General features: G+C 52.1%; 22 protein-coding genes. 13 read left to right on the top strand and 9 right to left on the bottom strand.

Annotation, left to right across the window (positions count from 1 at the left end; translation table 11 throughout):
• Positions 1–2: 2 nt before the first annotated feature.
• From YC6258_RS06030 to YC6258_RS31290, 8 genes are all read left to right on the top strand, one after another.
• Complete coding sequence (locus YC6258_RS06030; RefSeq protein WP_044616224.1) at positions 3–1,226, top strand: pyridoxal-phosphate-dependent aminotransferase family protein; 1,224 nt, start codon at positions 3–5, stop codon at positions 1,224–1,226.
• A complete protein-coding gene (locus YC6258_RS06035) occupies positions 1,219–2,469 on the top strand; it encodes an allantoate amidohydrolase (RefSeq protein ID WP_245627014.1) in 1,251 nt (416 codons plus the stop codon). The genes YC6258_RS06030 and YC6258_RS06035 overlap by 8 nt, the downstream gene beginning before the upstream one ends.
• 261 nt (positions 2,470–2,730) lie before the next feature.
• Positions 2,731–3,699 carry a DUF2167 domain-containing protein gene (locus YC6258_RS06040; protein ID WP_211264633.1) on the top strand — a complete coding sequence of 323 codons (969 nt, stop codon included), beginning with the start codon at positions 2,731–2,733 and terminating at the stop codon, positions 3,697–3,699.
• 120 nt (positions 3,700–3,819) lie between these two features.
• Complete coding sequence (cbiB, locus tag YC6258_RS06045; protein ID WP_044616226.1) at positions 3,820–4,722, top strand: adenosylcobinamide-phosphate synthase CbiB; 903 nt, start codon at positions 3,820–3,822, stop codon at positions 4,720–4,722.
• A gap of 303 nt (positions 4,723–5,025) precedes the next feature.
• Complete coding sequence (gene cobD, locus YC6258_RS06050) at positions 5,026–6,024, top strand: threonine-phosphate decarboxylase CobD (protein WP_169748934.1); 999 nt, start codon at positions 5,026–5,028, stop codon at positions 6,022–6,024.
• A 27-nt stretch (positions 6,025–6,051) separates the two neighbouring features.
• Entirely contained in the window at positions 6,052–6,795 is a 744-nt protein-coding gene (locus tag YC6258_RS06055) for a helix-turn-helix domain-containing protein (RefSeq protein ID WP_044616228.1), read from the top strand.
• 62 nt (positions 6,796–6,857) lie between these two features.
• Entirely contained in the window at positions 6,858–7,775 is a 918-nt protein-coding gene (gene yddG, locus YC6258_RS06060) for an aromatic amino acid exporter YddG (RefSeq protein WP_044616229.1), read from the top strand.
• Between the two features lie 57 nt (positions 7,776–7,832).
• A complete protein-coding gene (locus YC6258_RS31290; RefSeq protein WP_425402636.1) occupies positions 7,833–8,096 on the top strand; it encodes a hypothetical protein in 264 nt (87 codons plus the stop codon).
• On the opposite strand, the gene YC6258_RS06065 is transcribed toward YC6258_RS31290, so the two are convergent.
• From YC6258_RS06065 to YC6258_RS06075, 3 genes are all read right to left on the bottom strand, one after another.
• Positions 8,078–8,497, bottom strand: a complete 420-nt coding sequence (locus YC6258_RS06065) for a Fic family protein (protein ID WP_082070577.1) — start codon at positions 8,495–8,497, stop codon at positions 8,078–8,080. The two genes, YC6258_RS31290 and YC6258_RS06065, sit on opposite strands and share 19 nt — an antisense overlap.
• 124 nt (positions 8,498–8,621) lie before the next feature.
• Positions 8,622–9,002, bottom strand: a complete 381-nt coding sequence (locus YC6258_RS06070) for a type II toxin-antitoxin system death-on-curing family toxin (RefSeq protein WP_044616230.1) — start codon at positions 9,000–9,002, stop codon at positions 8,622–8,624.
• A 3-nt stretch (positions 9,003–9,005) separates the two neighbouring features.
• The gene (locus YC6258_RS06075) at positions 9,006–9,236 is read right to left on the bottom strand and encodes a hypothetical protein (protein WP_044616231.1); all 231 of its coding nucleotides are present in this window, start codon (positions 9,234–9,236) and stop codon (positions 9,006–9,008) included.
• A 466-nt stretch (positions 9,237–9,702) separates the two neighbouring features.
• On the opposite strand from YC6258_RS06075, the gene YC6258_RS06080 reads away from it, so the two are divergent.
• From YC6258_RS06080 to YC6258_RS06090, 3 genes are all read left to right on the top strand, one after another.
• Positions 9,703–10,263: a GbsR/MarR family transcriptional regulator gene (locus YC6258_RS06080; protein WP_044616232.1), complete on the top strand. Its 561-nt coding sequence runs from the start codon at positions 9,703–9,705 to the stop codon at positions 10,261–10,263.
• A gap of 237 nt (positions 10,264–10,500) precedes the next feature.
• Positions 10,501–11,865, top strand: coding sequence for a cytochrome ubiquinol oxidase subunit I (locus YC6258_RS06085; protein WP_044616233.1), 1,365 nt, complete (start codon positions 10,501–10,503; stop codon positions 11,863–11,865).
• A complete protein-coding gene (locus tag YC6258_RS06090) occupies positions 11,862–12,860 on the top strand; it encodes a cytochrome d ubiquinol oxidase subunit II (protein WP_245627015.1) in 999 nt (332 codons plus the stop codon). Before YC6258_RS06085 ends, YC6258_RS06090 begins: the two co-directional genes overlap by 4 nt.
• A 54-nt stretch (positions 12,861–12,914) precedes the next feature.
• Here YC6258_RS06090 and YC6258_RS06095 read toward each other — a convergent pair whose 3' ends face one another.
• Positions 12,915–13,409: a C40 family peptidase gene (locus tag YC6258_RS06095; RefSeq protein WP_044616234.1), complete on the bottom strand. Its 495-nt coding sequence runs from the start codon at positions 13,407–13,409 to the stop codon at positions 12,915–12,917.
• A gap of 102 nt (positions 13,410–13,511) precedes the next feature.
• Here YC6258_RS06095 and YC6258_RS06100 point away from each other — a divergent pair, with 102 nt between their 5' ends.
• Complete coding sequence (locus YC6258_RS06100; protein ID WP_044616235.1) at positions 13,512–14,060, top strand: TFIIB-type zinc ribbon-containing protein; 549 nt, start codon at positions 13,512–13,514, stop codon at positions 14,058–14,060.
• Positions 14,061–14,069: 9 nt separating this feature from the next.
• Here YC6258_RS06100 and YC6258_RS06105 read toward each other — a convergent pair whose 3' ends face one another.
• A complete protein-coding gene (locus tag YC6258_RS06105) occupies positions 14,070–15,335 on the bottom strand; it encodes an MFS transporter (RefSeq protein WP_082070578.1) in 1,266 nt (421 codons plus the stop codon).
• A 155-nt stretch (positions 15,336–15,490) separates the two neighbouring features.
• Between YC6258_RS06105 and YC6258_RS06110 the strand changes: the two genes are divergently transcribed.
• The gene (locus YC6258_RS06110) at positions 15,491–16,393 is read left to right on the top strand and encodes a LysR family transcriptional regulator (protein WP_044619793.1); all 903 of its coding nucleotides are present in this window, start codon (positions 15,491–15,493) and stop codon (positions 16,391–16,393) included.
• Positions 16,394–16,414: 21 nt separating this feature from the next.
• Here the strand turns inward: YC6258_RS06110 and YC6258_RS06115 are convergent, their stop codons facing one another.
• The 4 genes from YC6258_RS06115 to YC6258_RS06130 form a co-directional block, all read right to left on the bottom strand.
• Positions 16,415–17,641, bottom strand: a complete 1,227-nt coding sequence (locus tag YC6258_RS06115) for a dicarboxylate/amino acid:cation symporter (protein WP_044616236.1) — start codon at positions 17,639–17,641, stop codon at positions 16,415–16,417.
• 443 nt (positions 17,642–18,084) lie between these two features.
• Positions 18,085–19,080: a sensor domain-containing diguanylate cyclase gene (locus YC6258_RS06120; protein WP_211264634.1), complete on the bottom strand. Its 996-nt coding sequence runs from the start codon at positions 19,078–19,080 to the stop codon at positions 18,085–18,087.
• A 287-nt stretch (positions 19,081–19,367) separates the two neighbouring features.
• Positions 19,368–19,721, bottom strand: coding sequence for a DP-EP family protein (locus YC6258_RS06125; RefSeq protein ID WP_044616237.1), 354 nt, complete (start codon positions 19,719–19,721; stop codon positions 19,368–19,370).
• Between the two features lie 91 nt (positions 19,722–19,812).
• Positions 19,813–23,100, bottom strand: coding sequence for an nSTAND1 domain-containing NTPase (locus YC6258_RS06130; protein WP_044616238.1), 3,288 nt, complete (start codon positions 23,098–23,100; stop codon positions 19,813–19,815).
• Positions 23,101–23,548 lie beyond the last annotated feature (448 nt).

The following is a 23,548-nucleotide window of genomic DNA, read 5'->3' on the forward strand; positions in this document are numbered from 1 at the left end:
ATATGTCCAGTCAAATCATCAATCCACCGCCACGTTTACTGATGGGCCCGGGCCCGATCAATGCTGATCCGCGCGTGTTGCAGGCCATGTCAAATCAGTTGATCGGCCAGTACGATCCGGTCATGACCGGTTATATGAACGAAACCATGGCGCTGTACCGGCAGGTATTCAAGACCCAGAACCAGTGGACGCTGCTCGTGGATGGTACCGCCAGAGCCGGTATCGAAGCGGTGCTGGTGTCGATTCTGGAGCCCGGCGACAAAGTGCTGATTCCAGTGTTTGGTCGTTTTGGTCATCTGCTCCGGGAGATCTGTGAACGCGCGCAGGCCGAGATTCATACCATTGAGGTGGAGTGGGGACAGGTCGTCGATCCTGAACAGGTCGAACAGGCAATTCGCAAAGTCCGCCCCAAAGTCTTTGCTACCGTGCAGGGCGATACCTCTACCACCATGTTGCAGCCGTTGCAGGAAATCGGTGAGATCTGTCGTCGCCATGAAGTCCTGTTTTATTGCGATGCGACCGCTTCGGTGGTCGGCAATACGCTGCTGGTGGATGAGTGGCATCTGGATGCGGTTTCTGTCGGGTTGCAGAAATGTCTGGGTGGTCCGAGTGGATCGGCACCGATTACCCTGAGTGATCGTTATGTGGCTGAGGTGCGTAAACGCCAGCATGTGGAAGCCGGTATCCGCACTGCGCAGCATCAGGCCGGCGAACGGCCACGCATTCTGTCCAACTATTTTGACGTGCCCATGCTGCTGGATTACTGGGGTGAAGAACGCCTGAATCATCATACCGAAGCCACTACCATGCTCTACGGTGCCCGTGAATGTGCCCGACTGGTGGTCGAGGAAGGCGTGGAAAACTGCGTTTCCCGGCACGAGCTGCACGGCCGTGCCATGTTGCAGGGTGTGCAGGGTCTTGGCCTCCAGGTGTTCGGCGATCTCAAACACAAAATGAACAACGTCGTCGGTGTCTACATCCCTGAGGGCGTCAACGGCGAGCAGGTCAGACAATCCATGCTGCTGGATTTCAATATTGAGATCGGCACCAGTTTTGGTCCCCTGCACGGCAAAATATGGCGTATCGGTACGATGGGATACAACGCCCGTAAAGATGCTGTGCTAACCACTCTGTCTGCCCTTGAGCAGGTGTTGCGTCGTGCCGGTTATCAGGCACCTGCCGGCGGTGGTGTCCAGGCAGCCTTTGAGGTGTATGAGCGTGGCTGATTGGCCGGAACTGAATCAAGCCACCGCACTGGAACTGGCCAGACAGGTACTGCAGCGCTGCGATATCCTCGCGGGCATCAGCCAGACCGCAGGCATTGTCGATCGGCGTTATCTGACGCCGGAACACCGTCGCGCCAATGATCAGGTGCAACAGTGGATGCAGCAGGCCGGATTGAACACCTGGCAGGATGCTGCCGGCAATCAGTGGGGCCGGCTTGCAAGTTCCAATCGCGAAGCCAGAACCTTGATCATCGGTTCCCATCTCGACACCGTTCCCAATGCTGGCAAGTATGACGGTATTGTCGGTGTGCTGGCTCCTCTGGCGTTGGTTGCCTGGTTACAACAGCATCAAATTGCGCTTCCCTTTCATCTCGATATCGTTGGATTCGGAGACGAAGAAGGGGTGCGTTTTGGCACCACGCTGTTGGGGAGCCGGGCTTTGACCGGTTCCTGGCCGGAACAATGGCGTGAACTCAGCGATGGCGAACTGACTCTGCCGCAGGCGCTGGAACAATTCGGCTCCAGTTTTGAAGCGATTTCGCAGGCCGCCGTGGATCCACAGCAATTGCTGGGATATTTTGAATTTCACATCGAGCAAGGACCGGTTCTCGAAGGGTTGGATCTGCCCCTTGGTGTGGTAACTGCCATTGCCGGGGCCCGCCGTTTTAATATTGAACTGTGTGGTATGGCCGGCCATGCCGGTACGGTTCCCATGGAGCTGCGCCAGGATGCCTTGATGGGAGCGGCAGAGCTGATGCAGGTAATCGAAAGCATTGCCCGTGATACTGGCATCGTCGCGACCGTGGGCAGAATCTCGGCGGCACCGGGGGCCGTGAATGTCATTCCCGGTCGGGTCGAACTCAGTCTGGATATCCGCAGCGAGGATGATCAACTGCGTGATCAGGCGCTGGCGGATATCGAGGGCGCGGCACAGGCTCTCTGTCAGCGACGCGGTCTGGAAATCAGCTGGACCCAGATTCATTCGGCGGCGGCGGTGCAGTGTGATCCACAACTGACGAATCTGCTCGCCAGCGCCATTGGTGAGCCGGCTCATCGTTTGCCCAGTGGTGCCGGCCATGATGCCATGGTGATGGCGCAGATTTGCCCCATGGCGATGTTGTTCATGCGCTGCGAAAAAGGTATTTCCCATCACCCGGCGGAAGCCATTACCGAGAGTGATCTGGCAGAAGCCCTGATGGCCATGCATCGTTTTTTGCCGCAGCTTGCTGTCTTGAATAAGTAGCTCGATAACTGTTGATGATGCGCGAATATTCATTTGCGTCCAGGCAATTGAAACCGTATAAATCCACCTTTATTGTGGCGTTATATCGTTCAGGGAGTGGATTGTGCAGTTAGCCCCGTCTCTGAAGCCGCCCCAACAGGTTGTTGAGTGGCGGTTTTTCCCGAATTGTCATGACTGTGGTAACCGCATCAACTGCCTGCTCATCCAGCGACCCGAAGGACTGTCTGGTTATCCGGGTTCTTTTCTCTCAAGGACATTCATATGAATAAATTTTTGTTATTGCTGGCATCATTACTGGCGTTCAACAGTTTTGCCGAGGATTCCATGGTGGAGGCTGCGGAAGGCACGTTGGTCGAACCCGGTCCGGCTGAAGTCATTCCCTCTGATCAGAGCGTTGCCGCGGATACGATTACCGAAGACGGTACCGATTTAATGACGGCGGAGGAGTTTGTTGCCTCACTGCATGGCATATCTGGCAAGATCTCTTTGCCCGGCAACATTGCCACCATGAATTTATCTGATCAGTTTTTGTATATCGATCCGGAGAACACCGAACGGCTGTTGGTGGATGGCTGGGGGAACCCGCCCGGCAATGAAACCCTGGGTATGATCATTCCTGCCAATGTCAGTCCCCTCGATTATGAAGGCTGGGGGGTGGTGATCACCTTCATGGATGATGGTTATGTCAGTGATAAGGATGCTGACGAAATTGATTACAACGACTTGCTCAAAAGCATGATGGCGGACAGTCGTGAAGCCAGCAAGCAGCGTGAAGAAGCGGGCTATGGTGCCATGACCCTGATCGGCTGGGCGGAACCTCCACGCTACGACCAGCAGACTCACAAGTTTTACTGGGCCAAGGAATATGTCACCAGTGATGCCGATGTAAACTCCCTGAACTACAACATCCGCATCCTTGGACGCAAAGGTGTGCTGGTGCTCAATGCGGTGGCCACCATGGATCAGATCGATAGCATCAAACACGAAATGCCGGATCTGCTTGCAGTGACCAACTTTACTCAGGGTAATCGCTATGAAGACTTTGACAGCAGCGTGGATCACGTCGCTGAGTATGGACTGGCGGCACTGGTGGCTGGTGGAGTCGCTGCCAAGATGGGGCTGTTTGCCAAACTGGGTGCCCTGTTGCTGGTATTTAAAAAGTTCATCATTGTGGGCATTGCCCTGATTGGTGGCATCATTGCCAGATTGTTCGGCCGTAGGAAAGACTGATCATTGGTACGCCCGGACTCAGTCCGGGCGGTTTGCCCATATAGGGTGACCACGCACGTTCATCAATACGTGTTAATATTCTGCCCCCGTTCTGAAGCTATAAGCGTTTGAGCCCATCCTGTGAGTCTGACCATAGTGATTGCCCTGTTGATTGACCAGTTGCTGGGTGAACCCCGATGTTTTCATCCACTGGTCGGTTTTGGCCGCTGGGTGACCTGGGTGGAAACTCGGCTCTATGGAACCGGGTCATCGCCGCTGCGGGCCAGACTGACCGGAGTGCTGGCCTGGATGGTAGCGGTATTGCCGATTGCGCTGCTGGCTTTTGTATTGGCGCAGTGGCTGGGTATGGTCATGGATATCCTGCTGTTATATCTCGCCATCGGCCGTAAGAGTTTATGCCAGCATGGCCGTTGGGTGGTTGATGCCATAAGGGCCGGTGATCTGGCTCGGGTCAGATATCAGACCAGCATGATCGTCAGTCGCGAATGTGCCCATCTGGATCAGGCCGGTTGTGCCCGGGCAACCGTGGAGTCGGTACTGGAAAACGGCAGCGATAGCATATTTGCCGCGATTTTCTGGTTTCTGCTGGCCGGAGTCCCTGGTGTCGTCGTTTATCGGCTGGCCAATACCCTGGATGCCATGTGGGGCTATAAAAATGACCGTTACCGCTACTTCGGCTGGTTCAGCGCCCGTATGGATGATGTGCTGAACTATGTTCCCGCCCGCTTATGTGCTGTCTGCTACTGTCTGGCCGGCAATGCCCGTGCCGGCTTCGCCAGTTGGTGCAGATATGCCCGGTTATTGTCGAGCCCGAATGGCGGACCGGTCATGAGCGCTGGTGCCGGTGCTCTGGATGTCTGTCTGGGAGGCCCGGCCATCTATCATGGTGTAACGGTAGAGAAACCCTGGTATGGCGGCACTCAGCCGGCCGATGAACGGCAGATTCTGAATGCCATTAAGCTGCTGGACCGGGCGTTGCTGATTTTTGTCGCAGCGGCCTTGGGGCTGTTGCTGCCGTTCTGACAGCACCCGGTTGGTTTGCCCCCTGAAATAACATTAGTGGCGTGACTGGCCAGTCAGGGTGATGGATTCTGGTCTGTGGTATTTGTCTGTGTCGAAGAACTTCAATAATCTTTGTGCCTCTATGGGATATTTTTTCTGTCCTATTTTTGGATGATTTTAAAAAAGTATCAAAATTCGATGCTTTAATGCTGGATTGCTAAGCTACCAGACGATGAATGAGTGTCTTTTCCTCCGCCGGAATGGCCGGATTGATCGAAGTTCCGTCTTTTTATTCTGTTATTTGTTCTGTTCGGGAGTTTTATGGTGTCTTCAGTAACAGCACCTTTTCATGGTGGCCGCCTGCAACAGGCCGCAAACGAGTTTGGAATAGCCGCGGAGCAGTGGCTGGATTTATCGACCGGGGTGAACCCGGAGGGCTGGCCGGTACCGCATCTGCCAGCGGAAGTCTGGCAGCGTTTGCCAGAGAATGACGATGCGTTGGAACAGGCCGCTGCCCGCTTTTATGGCCGGCCAATGCTGGCAGTGCCGGGCAGTCAATGGGCCATTCAGACACTGCCCATGCTGTTTGCTCCGACCCGGGTCTGGATTCCCCGCTATGGCTATGCGGAGCATGCCTTTCACTGGCGGCTGAACGGTCATCAGCTGGAAACCTACGATGAACTGCCAGATCAACACCAGCTGGCTCCTGATGATATCGTCATTGCCGTCAATCCAAACAATCCCACCGGTTATCGTTATCAGCCTGACCAGTTACTTGGGCTGGCGATGAAATTACAACAACTGTCTGGTCATTTGCTGGTGGATGAGGCGTTCATGGACCCTTCTCCCAGGTATTCACTATTGTCCGGTACCGTGCCGGACAATCTGATTGTACTGCGCTCACTGGGCAAGTTTTTCGGGTTGGCCGGTATTCGTCTGGGATTTATCTGTTGTGATCCGGCGTTGCAGCAAAAGCTGCAACAGCGGTTGGGGCCCTGGGCCATCAGCCATCCGGCCAGATACGTGGGGGCTCTGGCTTTGCAGGACACCGTCTGGCAACAGCATGCCCAACAGCAGATCAAATACAGCAGCGAAAAGCTGACCAATCTGCTGAGCCAGCACTTTGCCGAAGACCAACTGAGTACCACGGCGCTGTTTGTGACCCTGACTCTGGAGGAATCGCAACAAGCCCGGCAGCTGTATCAGCATTGTGGCCAACACGCGGTACTGGTACGAATTTTTCCGGAGTGGCAGAAAATCCGTTTTGGACTGGCCGATGACTTTGGCCTGAACCGGCTCGCGGAAGTGCTGGAAGACTTTTAACCAAACGATTCGACAGAGGTCCGGCTGATGACGAACAACGTGATGACCTTGCGCAGTTACTCGGCGATGAGCACCATGCATCGTCATGACTTTGCGCAGCTGGTACTGCCTCTGCACGGTGTGCTGGAGCTACAGGTTGGAAATACCGCCGGGCAGGTGGATGACTCCCGGCTGGCGGTGATTCGCTCCGGCGTGGATCATGGTTTTTCGGCAGGCGAAGACAACCTGTTTATTGTCATCGACCTGCCTCACAGCGTATCCCGGATCTGCGAACAACTGCCGCCGTTTGTCGCCACGGATGCGGCGCTGAAGCAGTATATTCAGTTTATGTATCAGCAATTGTCGATGCCTCAACTGAATCCGGTTATTGGCTACAGCATGGTGTCGTTATTGCTGCAACTGCTGATGCAGGCTGGGCCTCAAGCGTTACCTGGAGATCGCCGTCTGAATGCCGCTCTCCAGTATGTACAGGCCAATCTGGCGACAGAGCTGACCTTGAACCAGGTGGCTGTGGTCGCGAATGTGAGTGTGCGGCAATTGCATCAGCTGTTTATTCGTCATGTTGGCCTGTCACCGGGTCAGTACATACAGCAGCAGCGAATGCAGCGGGCGAGTCAGTTGCTGACCACTACCCGGTTGACCGTGCAGCAGATTGCCGATCAGTGTGGGTATCAAAACCTGTCAGCCTTCAGTGACCGGTTCCGACAGTTATACGGACAATCCCCCAGCACCTTTCGGTTATCGCCTGAACGGCAAACTAAAGTGCCATAACGGCAAAGCCAGCTGCCGGCTATCTTCCTAAAATGCCCGAAAATTCATGGCGGGCATTCACTATGCATACATCACGGGCAACGCTGATCGGTCTGTTTTCTGTTTTTTTGTGGGGCACACTCGCGTTGTTAACCCGGTTGACCGATGGCCTGATTCCACCGTTGCAGCTGGTGGCGATGACCTTCGGACTGGCCTATCTGCTGATGCAGATTCGCTGGTTCTGTCTTGGGCACACTGGCGTGGTCTATCTGCGACTATCCTGGCAGGCATGGCTGGTGGGCGTGGGAGGACTGTTCGGTTATCACCTGTGTTATTTCTATGCTCTGAACCATGCCCCGGCTGCTCAGGCCAGTCTGCTGGCGTATCTTTGGCCGGTGCTGATCGTGCTGTTATCGGCACTGCTGCCGGCAGAAAAACTGCTGAAACGACATCTGCTGGGAGTGACTCTGGCGGCATTGGGAGGTTGGCTGTTGTTGAGTGATCCGGATCAAGGACTGCAACCCGCCTACGCGGCCGGATATGCCGCAGCGCTGGCCTGTGCCTTTATCTGGTCCGGTTATTCGGTGCTGTCACGGCGATTGAAATCGGTGCCGACCGACGCCGTTGGCTGGTATTGTCTGGCGACCGCACTGCTGGCGCTGGGATGTCACTGGTTGCTCGAACCGACAGTCTGGCCGGCCAGTGCCCGATCCTGGTTTGGTATTGTGGCACTGGGGATCGGACCGGTGGGCATTGCATTCTTCACCTGGGATTACGGCGTCAAACACGGCCATATCCAGCTGTTAGGGATCGCCTCCTATGCTGCTCCATTGATTTCCACGGTACTGCTGATTATCGCTGGGGAAGCGCATATGTCCGATGCCTTGATCAGCGCCTGTGCATTGATCATTCCGGGATCACTGATCGCCGCCGGCGTGCTGAATGTTCGTATGAGAACAGATAAAACCGGAGTCAGCGTTTCTTCAGGCGATATAGAATGATGTCGGTGGTGCCTTTGCCCTTGCTTTTCTTGACCTCGAAAATGTTTTTGAGGCCTGATTGGAAAGCCGGATCTGGCTCTGCCAAAGTACAGGTCTGTTATTTTTGCGAACGGGTGCCAGTTCTGGGCAGGAAAACTCAACGCAAATGCTGGCAGGGATAACAGAAAACCTATGCTGTGCCAGAGTCCAACATGTTCATCATCTCTGCATGAATCTGCATCGGTGTTGCAAGTCCTGTACATCTCAACAGCCTTCACGAAACCCGTTCAGGAAAAGCGTTTCGAGTTGTCCTTAATTCATGCTTATAGAACCTCCCAATGACCCGATTTATCTGAACCTGTTCTTTTCAGCTTGCCTGCCTGTTGCAGTTTGGCGATGGCCCTGCCAATGGTGCGAAGGTCTTTTCCCAAGGTGTCTGCGAGTTGTTGGCGAGTCAGTTCTGGGTTGTCTTTCAGGAGTGCCAGAATCGCCTCCGGTGTTTTTAGCGTCGGCAGGTTTACAGGGGCGTTTACGGGGGCATTTACAGGGGCATTTTGTGACAAGGTGCTTGCAATGACCGAGAGAATAAACTGAACAAACGGTGTGCTGTCGGCCTGTTCGTCAGCCAGCTCAAGCGCCTGATAATACTGTTGTTGATGGTCTTTAATCACGCTCTCCAGTGGCAGTGATAAAAACAATGGGTTCCATTGCGACAAGATCAGAGTTTGCCATAAGCGCCCCATACGGCCATTACCGTCACTGGGGAGTGTAGCTCATGCTGATATGCTCTTTGCAGGTTCCCATGCGGGACAACCGTATGGTTGCCAGAGCCGGGCTTGGGAATCGGTACAGCCATGCATCAAGCCATTATTCCTCAGCACTGGCAAAACCTCGCAACCAAGGCTCAAGGTGGGCAATGTTAAACGTACCGGAGTCGAACATCTGTATCATCTCGGCATGGATCTGCATCGGTGCGCGCTGCAAACGCCAGCCGTTAATACGCAAGAATACATCAGTAGCGGCAAAGGCGATGCGCTTGTTGCCATCAATAAACGGATGGTTAATCGCCAGGCTTTCCAGCAGTGCCGCTGCTTCGGCAACAATGTCTTCGTAGTAACCCGTTTGCGGCCGAAACAGAGCCGCCTCCAGGGCACCAGGATCACGTACCCCAAGTGCGCCGCCATAACGTTGCATCAATACCGTGTGCATACCGAGTACATCAGCCACGGTCAGGTAATCGTGTGCCATGATTTACTTCGCCAGTTCGCGGTACAGATTGTCAAACTCTTCCAGGCTGGAGGCAAAAGCAGCCATCGCATGGCGACGCGGGCGTTCTGTTTGCTGGCGGTCAATATAATCGCGCAGGGCTTCATCCAGCACAGACTGAAACTGACGGCCTTGGCTCTCGGCGATCTGACGCAATGCGGCCAGCACTTCAGGAGCGGCTTGAGAGGAGAATTTTTCACGGGCAGGTGAGGACATAGCAAGTGCCTTCATGATTTATCTTGATGGTTCATGATATGTCAGGGTGAAAGGTCGAATCAACGGTTTTGGCGTCCATTTCAACATGTGTACAACAAGAAAAACCGCAAGTTCCCTGCATTTCAGTACCTTCCCCCATTTCAGTCATCACGCTTCCGGAATTATGCCTGTCTGATGTGGTCCGGAGTGGGGATTCATGATGATGCTGACAGCACTGTTGATAGTGCGGATACCGTCGGTCTCTGGTTATGTGTTTTGGGCAAACTCTCTTTCGAATCTGCGGACATATTATGGTTCTGTGACCATATCTGACTCTAAACCACACTATTTAAAGGGATTTTAATTTATCGACTGACGACAATTCTTTGCTTGCAATTTGATCCCTTTTTTTTAAACTTTCAGAAATTATTGAAAATTCAGAAATTCCATGACAAAAATCATGGAAATAGTGATTTAGGGTATGTGTATGAAACTGACACCTGAACTTCAGTCGTTTGTACTGCATTTTGGTGAGATGGGCAGCCGTTGGGGATTTAACCGCACGGTCGGACAGATGCTGGCATTGATCGTCATGAGCGAAAAGCCGCTGAGCGCCGATGAGATTGCCGAGGCGCTGAATATTTCCCGTGGCAACGTCAGTATGGCAATCAAAGAGTTGAACAGCTGGCAATTGATTCGCACCCACCGGGAACCGGGGGACCGCAAGGATTACTACGTGGCCAATGGTTCGATCTGGCAGCTGGCGCAGCAGGTCATGGCGGAGCGTAAAAAACGTGAAGTTGACCCGACTCTGTCGATGTTACGCAGTCAGTTGATGGATGTCGAAGAGTCGTCGGAAATGTCTTATGAACAGCGAAAAATGAGTGAGATTCATGATCTGCTGGAGCTGTTCAATCACTGGTTCGACGACATGCAGAATATGAAGCCCGAGCATTTGCGGGCGCTGATGAAACTGGGTTCTGGTGTCGGAAAAGTCCTGGAGCTGGGTGATCGGATGCTGCCGAAAAAGAAACCTTCCAACTCGTAACCAGGCCAGGATATCAGCTTCAGGGTGATGCTTTCTGTATCACCGTTCACCTGGCAATTCACCGGCCCAGGTTCATCAAACAGATTGACCGAGGCTGTCACTGTGCCGCCAGAGCACAGGGCGTCCCGGTTTCCCCGATACACGCTGTTGTCAGGCATGACGCCGGCAACCTGATCAGATAGCGGCTGGTCCGAGGTATGGGGCGTATGTTTTTTTTAAAATCGTAACGGAGGAGTTATGGATACTCTCATACTGTCGCGCATTCAATTTGCTGCGAATATCAGTTTTCACATCCTGTTCCCGACTATCACCATCGCCATGTGCTGGTTTCTGCTCTATTTCAAGATCCGCCATGATCTGTCGGGCCATCCGGTGTGGATGCGGATCTATCGTTTCTGGGTCAAGATCTTTGCCCTGACGTTTGCTCTGGGGGTGGTTAGCGGCATCACCATGAGCTTTCAGTTTGGCACTAACTGGCCCGGTTTCATGGAAAAAGTCGGTAATATTGCTGGCCCACTGCTGGGCTACGAAGTCATTACGGCATTTTTCCTGGAGGCCACGTTTCTCGGGGTGATGTTGTTCGGCATGAACCGGGTGCCTAACTGGGCGCATACGCTGGCAACGTTTATTGTCGCCATTGGCACCACGCTGTCTGCGTTCTGGATTTTGTCCCTGAACAGCTGGATGCAGACGCCGGATGGTTATGAAATTATCGATGGCGTGGTGTATCCGCTGGACTGGTGGAAAATTATCTTTAACGCCTCCTTCCCTTATCGTCTGATGCACATGTTACTGGCGTCGGGCCTGACGGCAGCGTTCCTGATTGCCGGTGTCTCCGCTTATCGGCTGTTGAAAAAAGATGCCAAGCTGGCGCCCCGCAAAAGTCTTAAATCGGCGATGGCGGTGGCGGCTATTTTAATTCCGATCCAGGTATGGGTGGGGGATATGCACGGGCTGAATACCATGGAACATCAGCCCCAGAAAATTGCCGCCATTGAAGGGGTCTGGCATACCGAAAAAGGTGCCCCGCTGGTGTTGTTTGCCTGGCCGGATGAAGCTACTAAAACCAACAAATATGCCATTGAGGTTCCACGTCTGGCGAGTTTGATTCTGACCCATGACGCCGACGGTGAAATCAAAGGTTTGAACGAATTTGAAGGCGCTCATCCACCGGTCAAACCCTTGTTTTTCGGTTTCAGAATCATGGTCGGGATCGGTGTGTTAATGCTGCTGGTCAGTTGGACGGCGACCTGGCTGTTACGAAAAAACCGCGAAATGCCGGTCTGGATGCTCAGGGTTCAGGTGTTAATGACGTTCTCCGGATGGGTGGCAACTCTGGCCGGCTGGTACGTGACCGAAATTGGCCGGCAACCATGGCTGGTATCCGGGGTGTTAAAAACGGCTGAAGCGGTGACAACGGTGCCGCAGCAGAATGTTGCCCTGTCGCTGGCCATGTACCTGGTGTTGTACGGATTGTTGCTGGCGGCGTATCTGCAGACCATTTTTTATATGGCCCGCAAATCGACCGAGGTAGAGGAGTTCAGCCTGTCTGAATTACAGAATCAGGAGCATACGATGACAACTGCGGAGCACAGAGCATGATGACAACAAGCTGGATAGTGGAAGTGTTTTTGTTTTTGATGGGGCTCGCCGTGCTGATATATGCGGTGCTCGATGGTTATGATCTTGGTATCGGCGTGTTGTTGCCGATGGATGAGGTGGAGCATCGTGATCAGATGATTGCGAGTATCGGTCCTTTCTGGGATGCCAATGAAACCTGGCTGGTGCTGGCAATTGGTATTCTGTTGATTGCGTTTCCGCATGCTTACAGCCTAGTACTGCATGAGCTGTATCTGCCTGCGGCGATTCTGATGCTGGGGCTGATCCTGCGCGGTGTGTCGTTTGATTTTCGTGCCAAGGCCGTTACCGGTCACCGGACCTTATGGGACAGAACCTTCAAAGCCGGTTCATTGATAGCGTCATTGACTCAAGGGTACATGATCGGTCGTTACGTGCTGGGTTTTGAAAACAGTCTCGCGGCCGAGGCTTTTGCTGCTCTCAGTGCGGTCTGTGTCACCGCCGCCTATGCTTATATCGGCGGAGCTTGGCTGGTAATGAAAACAGAAGGAGAGCTGCAACGCCGTGCGGCGGTCTGGGCCCGTTGGTCCGGCAGACTCGCGGCAGTGGGGATCGCTGCCATCAGTATCGTCAACCCGCTGGTCAGCAGTACGGTTGCCGAACGTTGGTTCAGCTTTCCCGGTGCCATTCTGCTGGTTCCGATCCCTCTCATCTGCATTGCCCTGGTGGTGGCCGTAGATCAATATCTCAAACATGTTCCATTGCAGAATGATATGGGTTGCTGGTTTCCGTTTGTTGGCGTGGCGGCGTTGTTTCTGCTGAGCTTTTTTGGTCTGGCTTACAGTTTTTATCCGGATGTGGTACCCGGCAGGATGAGTGCCGCAGAAGCGGCCAGTGCGGAATCTTCGTTACGGTTTATCGGTGTGGGAGTGGCTATTGTGTTGCCAATGATTCTGGCTTATACCGCCTACTCGTATCGGGTGTTCTGGGGCAAATCGACCAAGCTCAAATATTATTGATATCTGATCTGACGGGTCGGTCTGCCAGAGCAGCAGCCGATCCGTTTGCTGTTGTCAGCCATTATTTTCCAGCCGTCGTGCCATCCAGAAATGCTGTTTCCAGAAGCCGCTCAGATTGGAAATGATCACTCCCTTGCTGGTGGATGCGTGCATAAAATCACCGTTATCGAGGTAGATACCCACATGACGGTATTTCTTACCCGGAAATTTGAAGAATACCAGGTCACCCGGCCGAAGCGCAGATTGCTGGATGCTGTAAGAGTGTTGTATCTGCGTGGCAGTGGTTCGTGCTACCTGAACCCCCAGTTCCTGATAGGTTCGATAGACCAGACCGGAACAATCGATGCCACTTTTGTCCAGCCCGCCAAGCCGGTGCGGTGTGCCTTTCCAGTGCTGGTAGATGGTTTCGAAGTCGCTGCGGCTGTAGGTTTCTGAGTTTTGTGGCTGATACGGCTGACTGTTGAGACTGGAATAACCGGCGCAGGCCGAGAGCAGAATCACGACAAACGTAAATAACAGACTGAGACGAATAGAGTGTTTATCAAGCATGAATGGAAATATAGCCCAACTTTGTGAAGAAAACCCGTTTTAGTAATGGTGGTTAATTCAGTAGAATGCGTTGTCTCCTTCTGAATGCTTTAAGGAAAGCCTATGAAATGTCCGGCTTGTAAAAATGGGAATCTGGTCAGCGGTTATCTCGAAGATCTGTTTCTGGCACGTACCTGTGACAGTTGCGGTGGTAACTGGTTAATGCTGGAAGATTATCTGCACTGGTTGCAGAGAACACCGCCTCAGCCTCTGGCTGCGAGTATCGAATATGAAATCATGGACTCCAGGCAGGTACTGCTGTGTCCAGTTACCGGCAATATGATGCTGAAGTATCGAATCAGCGGTTCCAATGACCATAGACTGGATCTGAGCTCTGATATTTCCGGCATCTGGATGGATAAAGGCGAATGGGAGCTGCTGAAGTCTGAAGGTCTCGCCCATCAACTGAACAGTATTTTCACTGAACCATGGCAGCGTCGTATTCAAAGCGAGCGTACGGCAGAAGTTCTGTCGGCCCGCTATGAGAATAAATTCGGTCCTGAGGTGTATCAGAAAATCAAAGATACCCGGGAATGGCTGCTGAAACAGGATAATCATCTGGAACTGCTGGCTTATCTGATTGCCAAAGATCCCTATTCTGTCAAACGCTGATAATCCGCTTCAACTGGCAGCCGACGCCCGTCGGCTGCGGTGATATAGAAACAAAGCTGTACTCAGTGTGCCGGCCAGTATCAACAGCGAGCCGGCGATGACCCCGTTCCAGCCCTGCCAGCGCCAGAATGGATGCAGATAAATCCCACCGGTGCTGGCTCCCAGATAATAAAACACCAGATAAAGCGAACTCGCACTGGCTCTGGCATGGTGAGCATTGCGGCTGACCCAGCTGCTGGCGGTGGCATGCGCAAAGAAAAAGCCGAGACTGTTGATTAACAGGCCGACAATGATCATTGGCAGCGCGGGTATCAAGGTAATCAGACTGCCAGTCATCAGGATCACAATCCCAAGAGCCATACACAGTGGCTGTGCCAGGTATCTGCTGGCACGACCCGCCAGGGTGGAGCCAAATGTTCCGGTCAGATAGGTCAGAAACAACATCCCCAGTACCTGAGTGCTGAGTGAGTAGGGCGCTTTTTCGAGCACAAAGGTCAGATAGCTGTACTGGTTGATGAACACAAAAAAATTGAAACCACCAATCAGATAAGCGGGTAGCAACATCGGGTTGCGCAGATGTTCCAACAGATTGGCAAACATTTGTCGGGGGTGAAACGGCCGTGCCTGAAAATGACTGGAGGCGGGCAGCAGATAGATAAACCCGGCCCAGATCACCAGACTGATCAGGGCAATGACCATGAACGTACTTGACCAGCCCAGGTGCTCACCGGCGAAACCACCGATCAGCCGTCCGCTGATACCTCCGAGGCTGTTTGCGCCAATGTAAAAGCCCACGGCGGTGATCAGCGCGTGGCTGTCAAACTCATCCCCCATGTATGCCACTGCGATGGCCGGCAGACCTCCTAGACACAATCCCTGTAAGGCCCGCAGGATCAACAGCCACTCATAACTGTGTACCTGGGAGATCAACAGCGTGGTCAGAATCGCACCCGCCATGGTGACCACCATGATGCCGCGACGACCAAAGACATCTGACAGCGGACCATAAAACAGCAGCGACAGGCCCAGCGTCAGCGTGGCAATGGTAAAACTCCAGTTCGCACTCAGTGCAGAAATGTGAAAGTTACTGGCCAGCATTGGCAGCAACGGTTGGGTCACATAGAGGTTGGAAAAAATCATGAATGATCCCAGGCACAAGGCCAGGGTGGCACGCCAATAGGCCGGCGTACCGGTTCTGATCCGCTCACCGGTTACAACGGAAGGTTCTGGAGTGAGCTTGTTCTCCAGAGTGTTGGTAAGCGGTTTTTGAGTCATGGGGGAGTCCTGTAAAGCCTGAACAAGGTTGAGCTTGGTGGAAGTGCGAGCACTATATCTTTGGAAGAGTCATAATAAAAATATATGGAAGTTATCGATATGATCATTATTATTTATGGATTATTTTGAATGTGTCTGGTGGTGTGATCACGGTTATGGAACTCAAACCCCTGCGGTATTTTTATGAAGTGGCACGGCTCGGTAGTTTTACCCGCGCTGCTGAGCGGCTCAATCTGGCCCAGCCAGCGATCAGTATGGCGATTCGCAAGCTCGAAGAAGAATTGCAACTGACCTTGTTTCATCGCCGTGAACGCACCATCTCGCTGACAGATGAAGGGCGGCGGCTGTATGCGCAGGCAGGCAAAATTTTGCAAGCTGTCAGCGATGCCGAGCTGGAGATGCAGGAACTAAAAGGATTGGAGCGTGGCGAAGTGCGGGTGGGTATTCCGAGTATGCTTGGGTCGTTTTATTTTCCGCCCATCCTGATGGCATTCCGGCATCGTTACCCCGGGTTGATGTTTTCGGTGCATGAAGGTGGCGCGGTACAGTTGCAGCAGATGCTGGAGAAAGGTGAGCTGGATCTGGCGGTTATTGAATCACAGCAGATTCCCGACATGCTGGAGGCACGGGCTTTTCTGCGTGAGGAAATGCGGGTGGTGGTGGCCAGGGAGCATCCGTTTGCATGTCGCAGTTCCGTGAGTCTGGAGGAATTCTTTGCCGAAGAGCTGGCCATGTTCAAGCCCGGTTATTTTCATCGCAAGGTGCTGGACCGGCTGGCCAGAGAGGTTGGCTGCACGCCGAACATCGGCTTTGAAACCAATCTGGTGCCGCTCATCCGGGCGATTGTCAAACAAGGATTTGGTATATCCACGTTGCTGAACATGGCGGTTGAAGATGATCCTGAGCTGGTCACGCTGTCGTTTGATCAGCCGATTCTGCTGGATCTCTGTATTGCCTGGCGCAAAGGAGGATATTTATCCCAGGCCAACAGAGCATTTGTGGAATTTCTGCAGGAAGCGAGTGGTTTTGTTGTGATGGATGATACCGGGCAGCTGTGACGCTGCCCGGCTATAACGGGATCAGGCGGATTTTTCGCCGGCGAAACGATCGACGATCACGGCACAGGCGGCATCACCAGTGATGTTCAGAGCGGTACGGATCATGTCAAATATACGGTCCAGGGCAAACAGCAGCGGCAGACCTTCGATGGGAATTTTGGCGGCCAGCAATACTGCCACTACCAGAAATGAAGGGCCCGGTACCCCGGCCTGACCGATGGCTCCGACCGTGGCGGTAAAGATAATGGCCACGTAGCTGGTCATGGTCAGATTGACTTCAAACAGCTGGGCAAAAAAGATCGCCACCAGACCATAATAAATGGCATTCCCGCTCATGTTGATCGTGGCTCCCAGAGGCAGCACAAAAGAGCAGGTCGGTTTGGAGATTTTCAGTTCTTCTTCACAGGTTTCCATGTTGACGGGCAGGGTTGCCATACTGGACGCGGTGGACAGTGCGACGGCCTGCGGCTTTTTCATCTTGTTGATAAACGTCAGTGGCGACACGTCAGAGAACAGTTTGACCAGCAGTGGATAAAACACAAAGCCATATAGCAGAATGGCCACCAGGTAGACACCAAACAGTTTGGCCACCAGCATTAACATACCAAAGCCGAAAGTACCAACGGCGTCAGCCATCAAACCAAATACCCCGATCGGTGCGACCAGCATGACAATATTGATCATCCAGATAAATGCCTGAATCAACGTGTCCAGACCATCCATCAGCGGCTTGGTGCGGCTGTTGTCCTGTTTGGCAATAGCAATGCCCAAAAACAGGCAGAACACCATAATCTGTAGAATATTGGCATCATTGAGTGATTGAAAAACGTTGGTGGGGATCATGCCCAGAATGGTATCGAAAAATCCGGGCACGGCGCCTTTATCGGCATAATCATTGGAAAAGAAGTGTTGTGCCGCGCTCAGATCAAGCCCGGTACCAGGTTTGAAGACGGCACCCATGAGCAATGCCAGAGCAACGGCTGCAGCAGAAGTCAGCAGAAAGAAGCCGAAGGTTGTCAGGCCAATTTTTCCGGCCGCAGGACTGTCACCCAGATTGGCGGCACCCGCAATGATGGAGACCGCGATCAGCGGTATAACCAGCATTTTAATCAAATGTATAAATATTGCTCCGAGTGGTGCGAACATGGCTGCCTGTTGGCCCATGAGTGCACCGGCAACAGCGCCGATAATCATGGCAACCACTACCTGAAAGCCGATGTTTTTCACCATTTTTTGTATCTGAGCCATAGGCGGTTCTCCGTTTTTTTGTAACTGGCAAAAGTGATTACGACGCAGTTATAACGTCTGGCTGGCGGCGGATTATAGAGGTAATGTCCAGAAGTGCTGCAATTTTCCGTGTCAATCGTTAGAAAGAATGACAGTTATCAATGTTTTTGCTGGTTATCTGGCATATTTCGAGAAAGGTTTGTCGGTTATTGTCCGGCCGTTATTGATTTCACTATTAGTCTGGAAGTATTTATGTCGGGTTACTAGTGTGATGCAGGAATGCACCAAGGTGTCGGACCATACCATTGGCCATAGCCAATGTGATCCCCGAGAAAACAAGCGTTCTGATGATTCGGTGTTTCGCGCAACACGGCCAGATTTCTCGGGGCGACAATCAAAGAGACCAGGGCGATCTATTTGATATACGGGTTAATCGTGCTCATATCAGAAGCCTCAACCGCTCGCTAGAGGCCAAGATTGATCCGGTTCCGACCATCTGCCTTGGCACGGTAAAGTGCTGTATCAGCAGCGAAAATAAGCGCTTCTGGTGTCCGGTATTGACCCCCCTGATTACAGGCGATTCCCTGGCTGACGCTGATACTCAAATGGGCGTCGAGCTGCATGTCGGTAAACTTCAATGCGCAGATGGCTTTTTGTATATGCCGGGCCACGAGTTCTGCACCCTGTACCGGACAATGAGGCAATATCAGCACAAACTCTTCTCCGCCATAGCGTGCTGCCAGGCTGTCGTTGGAAGGCAGACAATCCTGTAATACCCGGGCAATTTTCTGCAGGCATTTATCACCATTCAGGTGACCGTATTGATCGTTAAAGGTTTTGAAGTAATCCACATCGATCAGAATCAGGCTGAGAGGTTGATGATTATTTATGCATTGATTCCAGCACTCCCCCAGTTTTTGCTCCAGATCGTAACGGTTGGGCAGTCCAGTCAGTTGGTCGGTGTAGGCCTGTTTACGTAATTCCCGATATTGGGCTTTATGTTGACTCAGGTTGTGCAGCACGCCGATAAAGAGGGGCGTAATACCCGTCATGCTCGTGGGCAGAAACGACAGTGACAGGTCTGCCTCGACCAAGGTGCCATCGATCCGGTTGATGACCACTTCCTTCGGACCATGGCTAAGTGGCTGGTTCTGATTGTTTTTCCAGTTGGCAAAAATATCCTGATACTGCTCGTAGTATTGGCTGGTCAGAAAGTAAAACCATTTCTGTCCCAGGAGCGATTCTGCCGGAGCTCCGAAAAATGTCACTCCCAGAGGGTTGATCATTTCAATAACCCCTTCGTCATTAACGATGAACACCCCTTCGGCAATATTATTAAGGATATTGTAAAAGAGACTGATCCGGTGACTTTGTACGGCCGGTAAGAACGTTTTGCTGAGTCGCACCTGGTTTGACAGAGGGCGATTGTTATTATCCTTTGAACAAGTGGTTTTGCTCATAACTGCCTCGCAAATCATTTTGCCTGCTGATGTGATGGGTGCACTGTAAAGAAAAATGATCTACCTAACCTTCCGGTATTCTTCTGAATGCTAATATATTGATTTTTAAGAGGTTTTTTTGTTGTTTGGCTGTTAAGAAAACAGTGCTTCAGGTCGTTGAAAAATAGCGGTAAGCGCTGGAGGAGCCGAGGTTGTTGGCAAGTTGGGAAAGATGGCCGATGACGACTGAAAGGTATGGTTCAATGTGTCGTCCGGCCAGGATGAATAATGGGCAACCCTTTAGTCAATTAGGGGCGTTTGTTTTTGATCCGAGGGTCCGGACTGGCATAGCGCTGCCCGGTCTTAACACTTTCGACTACCAGTTGCAGTCCGACATCTTCGTTATCTCTTGAGCCCTGATCCACGAGTACCAGGGTTTTTCCGTTGTCCTCGAAAGTGAACGTGATGTCATGGTTGAAATCGTCAGTGATCGCTGGTTTCTGCATGAAGTAACCAGGGCTTTCCAGCACGTAGCAGATTTCTGTGGGTTCTCCATGGACGGTGACGGAGCCATTGGTCGGTTGTTTGTTTTCATTGTAAAACACGAAAATCGGGGGAATGACCGATGTATCCACTGTTACATTGAATTTTATCTGTTGCATAGACTTCTCCTTCTCAATTGCGAACCATTACGGTTAGTGCGTCATGGAGCCGTTGGCGTATAAACGCCCACGCCCCGGTAAAAAAGTCCTGTTATTGCGCGCCACTGACAAGCATGAAGCTGACATCGGAAATGCCCATTTGTCGCAATGCTGCCACCTCGTTCTGAATCATCGATTGCTGACCCAGGCAATCGTGCGCCTGTACAAAGGGCATTAGATATTCAGCGCTGCGGCTTTTTTCGAGCAGGGGTTGCAGCAGTTCAACAGCTGCCTGACAGGCCTGCCGTTTATGCTCCCCATTTTGGTTTTGATCATCCAGCCGGGCACGCATCAACTTGAGTTCTGCCAGCGCCTGTAATGCGTAGCTGGAAAAAGTGTCGGTCGATTGTGCTACATCAAGCTGTGTCTCTGCCTGTTCGATAAGCACCTTGCTTTTCGACCAGTCACGTTTTACCTGATAGTACTGAATCGTGTCGATCAGGGTCGATGGATCAATCGCGGCATTTTCTAAAATGTGGCCCATGGACGCTTCAATCATGGCAGTCAGGTCCGCGTCGTCAGGATGCCCCTTGTTTGCCTGCAATAGTCGCTGGAAGGCTTTCAGTCCCAGCAGATAGTCCTGCCATCCGCTATTTTCAGGATCCTGAATCAATCCTTTTTCCATCATGGTGATGGCCTGGTCCACTTTATCACTGGCCTGATGATACTCAGTGCGGTAATGCAGCATTCTGGCCTGTTGGGTGTATGAGTAAGCCAGACTCTCAATAATGTTGGCATTGTCAGGTTCCCGCTCAAGTGCCTTCTCCAGTTCCTGCTGACCATTCAGGTTCAGCTCAATGGCCTGTTGCAGGTCACCAAGATGTTTGGCGACTGAGCCCAGCCATGACAGAGTGTCTGCCTGATTCATGTGTAGGGTTTCATCGTCGGGTTCCATCTGGATGGCCTGTCGGGTATAGGACAGTGAAGACTGGAATGCTGTTTGTGCCGCTGGATAATTCTGTTGTTCCAGATATAGGGAGCCCATCGTACTGTGGGCATCTGACAGTTCGAGAATGGCATCCAGGCTGTCGGGTGCCAGCGCATACATGCGCTCGCTGTAGTTCCGGTAGGTGTCAAACCATACCAGTGCGGCGTCCAGGTTCCAGTCATCATATTCAAGTTGACCGAGCCAGAAAGCGTTGGCTCCCGACTCCTTGAGCAGATCCAGATTGTCTTTTTGTTGCTGAACCAATCGTTGCAGCACAGAACTGGCTGCCTCAAAAGCCTGTCTGGCTTCATCAGTCCGGTCTCTTGAATAAGCCACTTCACCGATGGCTCCGAGGGTTTGTGCCTGATGAAACATCGACTTGAAGCTGAGGTCGTTTTTCAAAAAGGGCAGGAATGTATCCTGATTGCTTTGTTGCTCCAGACTACTGAAATAAGCCAGTGCCTCATTGCTGATACCATCGAGCAGGTCCATGCGTTTGACGCTTCTGAGCTTGTCGGCAAACTCACCGACCATGAAACCGAGCAGGTTTTCAGCTTCCAGACGTTTCTGACGAGCCAGGGTTTCAGCCTGATGGCTGCGGATGCTCATAAATACCGAAGTCAGTGTCAGTGTGCACAGCAACGCAATCACGGCCCGGTTGAGCCAATGCCGAAACTCTGCCCGTCTGGCCGAGGCTTTGATCAGTTCCCGTTCCGATACATCCAGCACAAACAGGTTTTGCTCCTGCAGTTCCTGTGCTTCCTGCAGAGGTTTTCCCTGTGCCAGTAGAAAATCCTGACTACGTTGTTCCTGTTGCCAGCGCTGTGCCTGTTGTTGCAACCGGGTTTTGACAGCCAGGCTGTCGCGATGGTCTCTGATCCATGTCTGTACCCGGGGCCAGTGTTGCCATAGTGCTTCGTGGCAGACGCTGAAACAGGGTTCATCATGATAAAGGTGTGAAACCAGTAGCCGGTGATCAATCAGTGCCTGCACCAGTTCTATCTGATCCGGATGTTGTAATTGCGCCCAGGCAGCGGTACGGCTGGTAATGCTTTTGCCATCGTCGGTCATGGTCAGCAGCATGGGCAGTATTCCGGACAGAGCTGCCTGGTGGTTAGCGGGCAAACTCAGGAAAATTTCTTCAGCCTTGCGACCAATCGCACCTTCTATTCCCCCCAGTTGCTGATAGACCGATACCAGTAGTTCATCATCAGAGGAGCGCTGCTGATACAAGGCTTCCAGGGTGTATTGCAGCATCGGCAGGGAGTCAGGATGGCCCGATGCGTCGGCACAGAGTATTTCGTCCAGTGGCATCTGTGTTACGGGGTCTCGTGCCCAGGCCAGCCCGGCAGCGGTAGCTGGCAGCCTGATCATCTGCATCAGTTCCAGTCGCGTGGGCGGCATAAGATCGAATACCGCGCCGCTGGCTTTTACCGCCATCAGGATCGGGTGACCCACGATCAGTGGATAAAAGTCATTTCGACAGGCACTGAAGATCAAGATGCAACCGGAGCGGGCCAGATAATCAATAATATTCAGAAATTGATCCCGCTCTTCCGTGCTGAATAGCGGTGAAGACAATAAGACTTCAAGACGATCGATAAACAGTGATAATTGGGGGTGAGCATAGCTTGTTTCCGTGACAGCGATGCGCTGCCGGCAGATATCAATGACCTCATCAATCTGTTCGGTAATCATTGTCACCAGTGTTTCGGCGCTGCACCCCTCGAATAACGGGGTGCCGTCAATTTCCCAATCCAGCATTGCCGCTGCCAGATCCATAAACAGCTGATGCTTACCAATATCTGCAAAGTCAAGACTCGTGTGTGACAATACCCCAATGCCATCATAACCTTTGCGATCTTCCAGAGCGGGAATAACCCCCGCATTCAGCAGAGATGATTTACCGCTGCCGCTGGGGCCAAGAATGAGACAGAATGTATGACCGTTACTGACCTGTCCGGAGAGCTGTTGCAACAATGTAACAATCTGTTCGTTGCGGCCAAAAAATACCGCAGCATCACCGCTGGAAAATGCGCGTAAGCCAGGAAATGGCGATTTGTTTTGCCATAGTTCGGTGACCGTTTCAGATGCAGGAAAACTTAATTCGGCAACAATACGGTAACCACGTTTACGAATGGTCTCGACATACAGGGGTTCACTGGGTTTATCCCCCAATGCCCGACGTAATTGATTGATGGCCTTGTGAACCGGGTTATCGCCGATCTCAGTATTGCCCCAGCATTGCTGGACAATTTCGTCAGCACTCAATGGTTGACCTTTCTGGCTCGACAGTGCTACCAGGACATCCATGACTCTTGGTTCAAGTTGGCGCACAGTTTCGCCACGACGAATCGTATTGGTCTTTGGTGATACCTGCCATTCACCAATGAAAAACGGATGGTCATTCATGTTGTAAACCCCTTAAGTGGCAAAATGGCCAACAGATACGCATTGTTTCGGGGCAACAATTTTAATAATGGCAGAACATGATCTGTCATTCGTACTTCCGTATTGGTCTTCAGGTAGATTCTGGTTGGAGATCTGTCAGCAGTCAGACATTAATGCCACCATAAAGGAGCTGTTGAAACTTTGTCAATCGCGATGCCGGATAAATTTTCAGTATCGGGTTTTCAGTTTGTATACTTATTAACCGACCAGTCTGGAATGCTGATTCTATATTGGTGTATCTGTGTCTCACAGAGAGCTGATAATGTTTGCATCAGGGTTGCCTGGGTTACTTATAAATATGACAAATATGCAACATGAGCCATGTTTGTTTTGCATGGTTTGATTGTTAACAAGACGTGAAAAATTTCATGCCGGGAACAATTTATGGCAACGAGGGTTGGCTCTTGAC

Origin of the sequence: Gynuella sunshinyii YC6258 (assembly GCF_000940805.1) — a bacterium.
Lineage (GTDB): Bacteria > Pseudomonadota > Gammaproteobacteria > Pseudomonadales > Natronospirillaceae > Gynuella > Gynuella sunshinyii.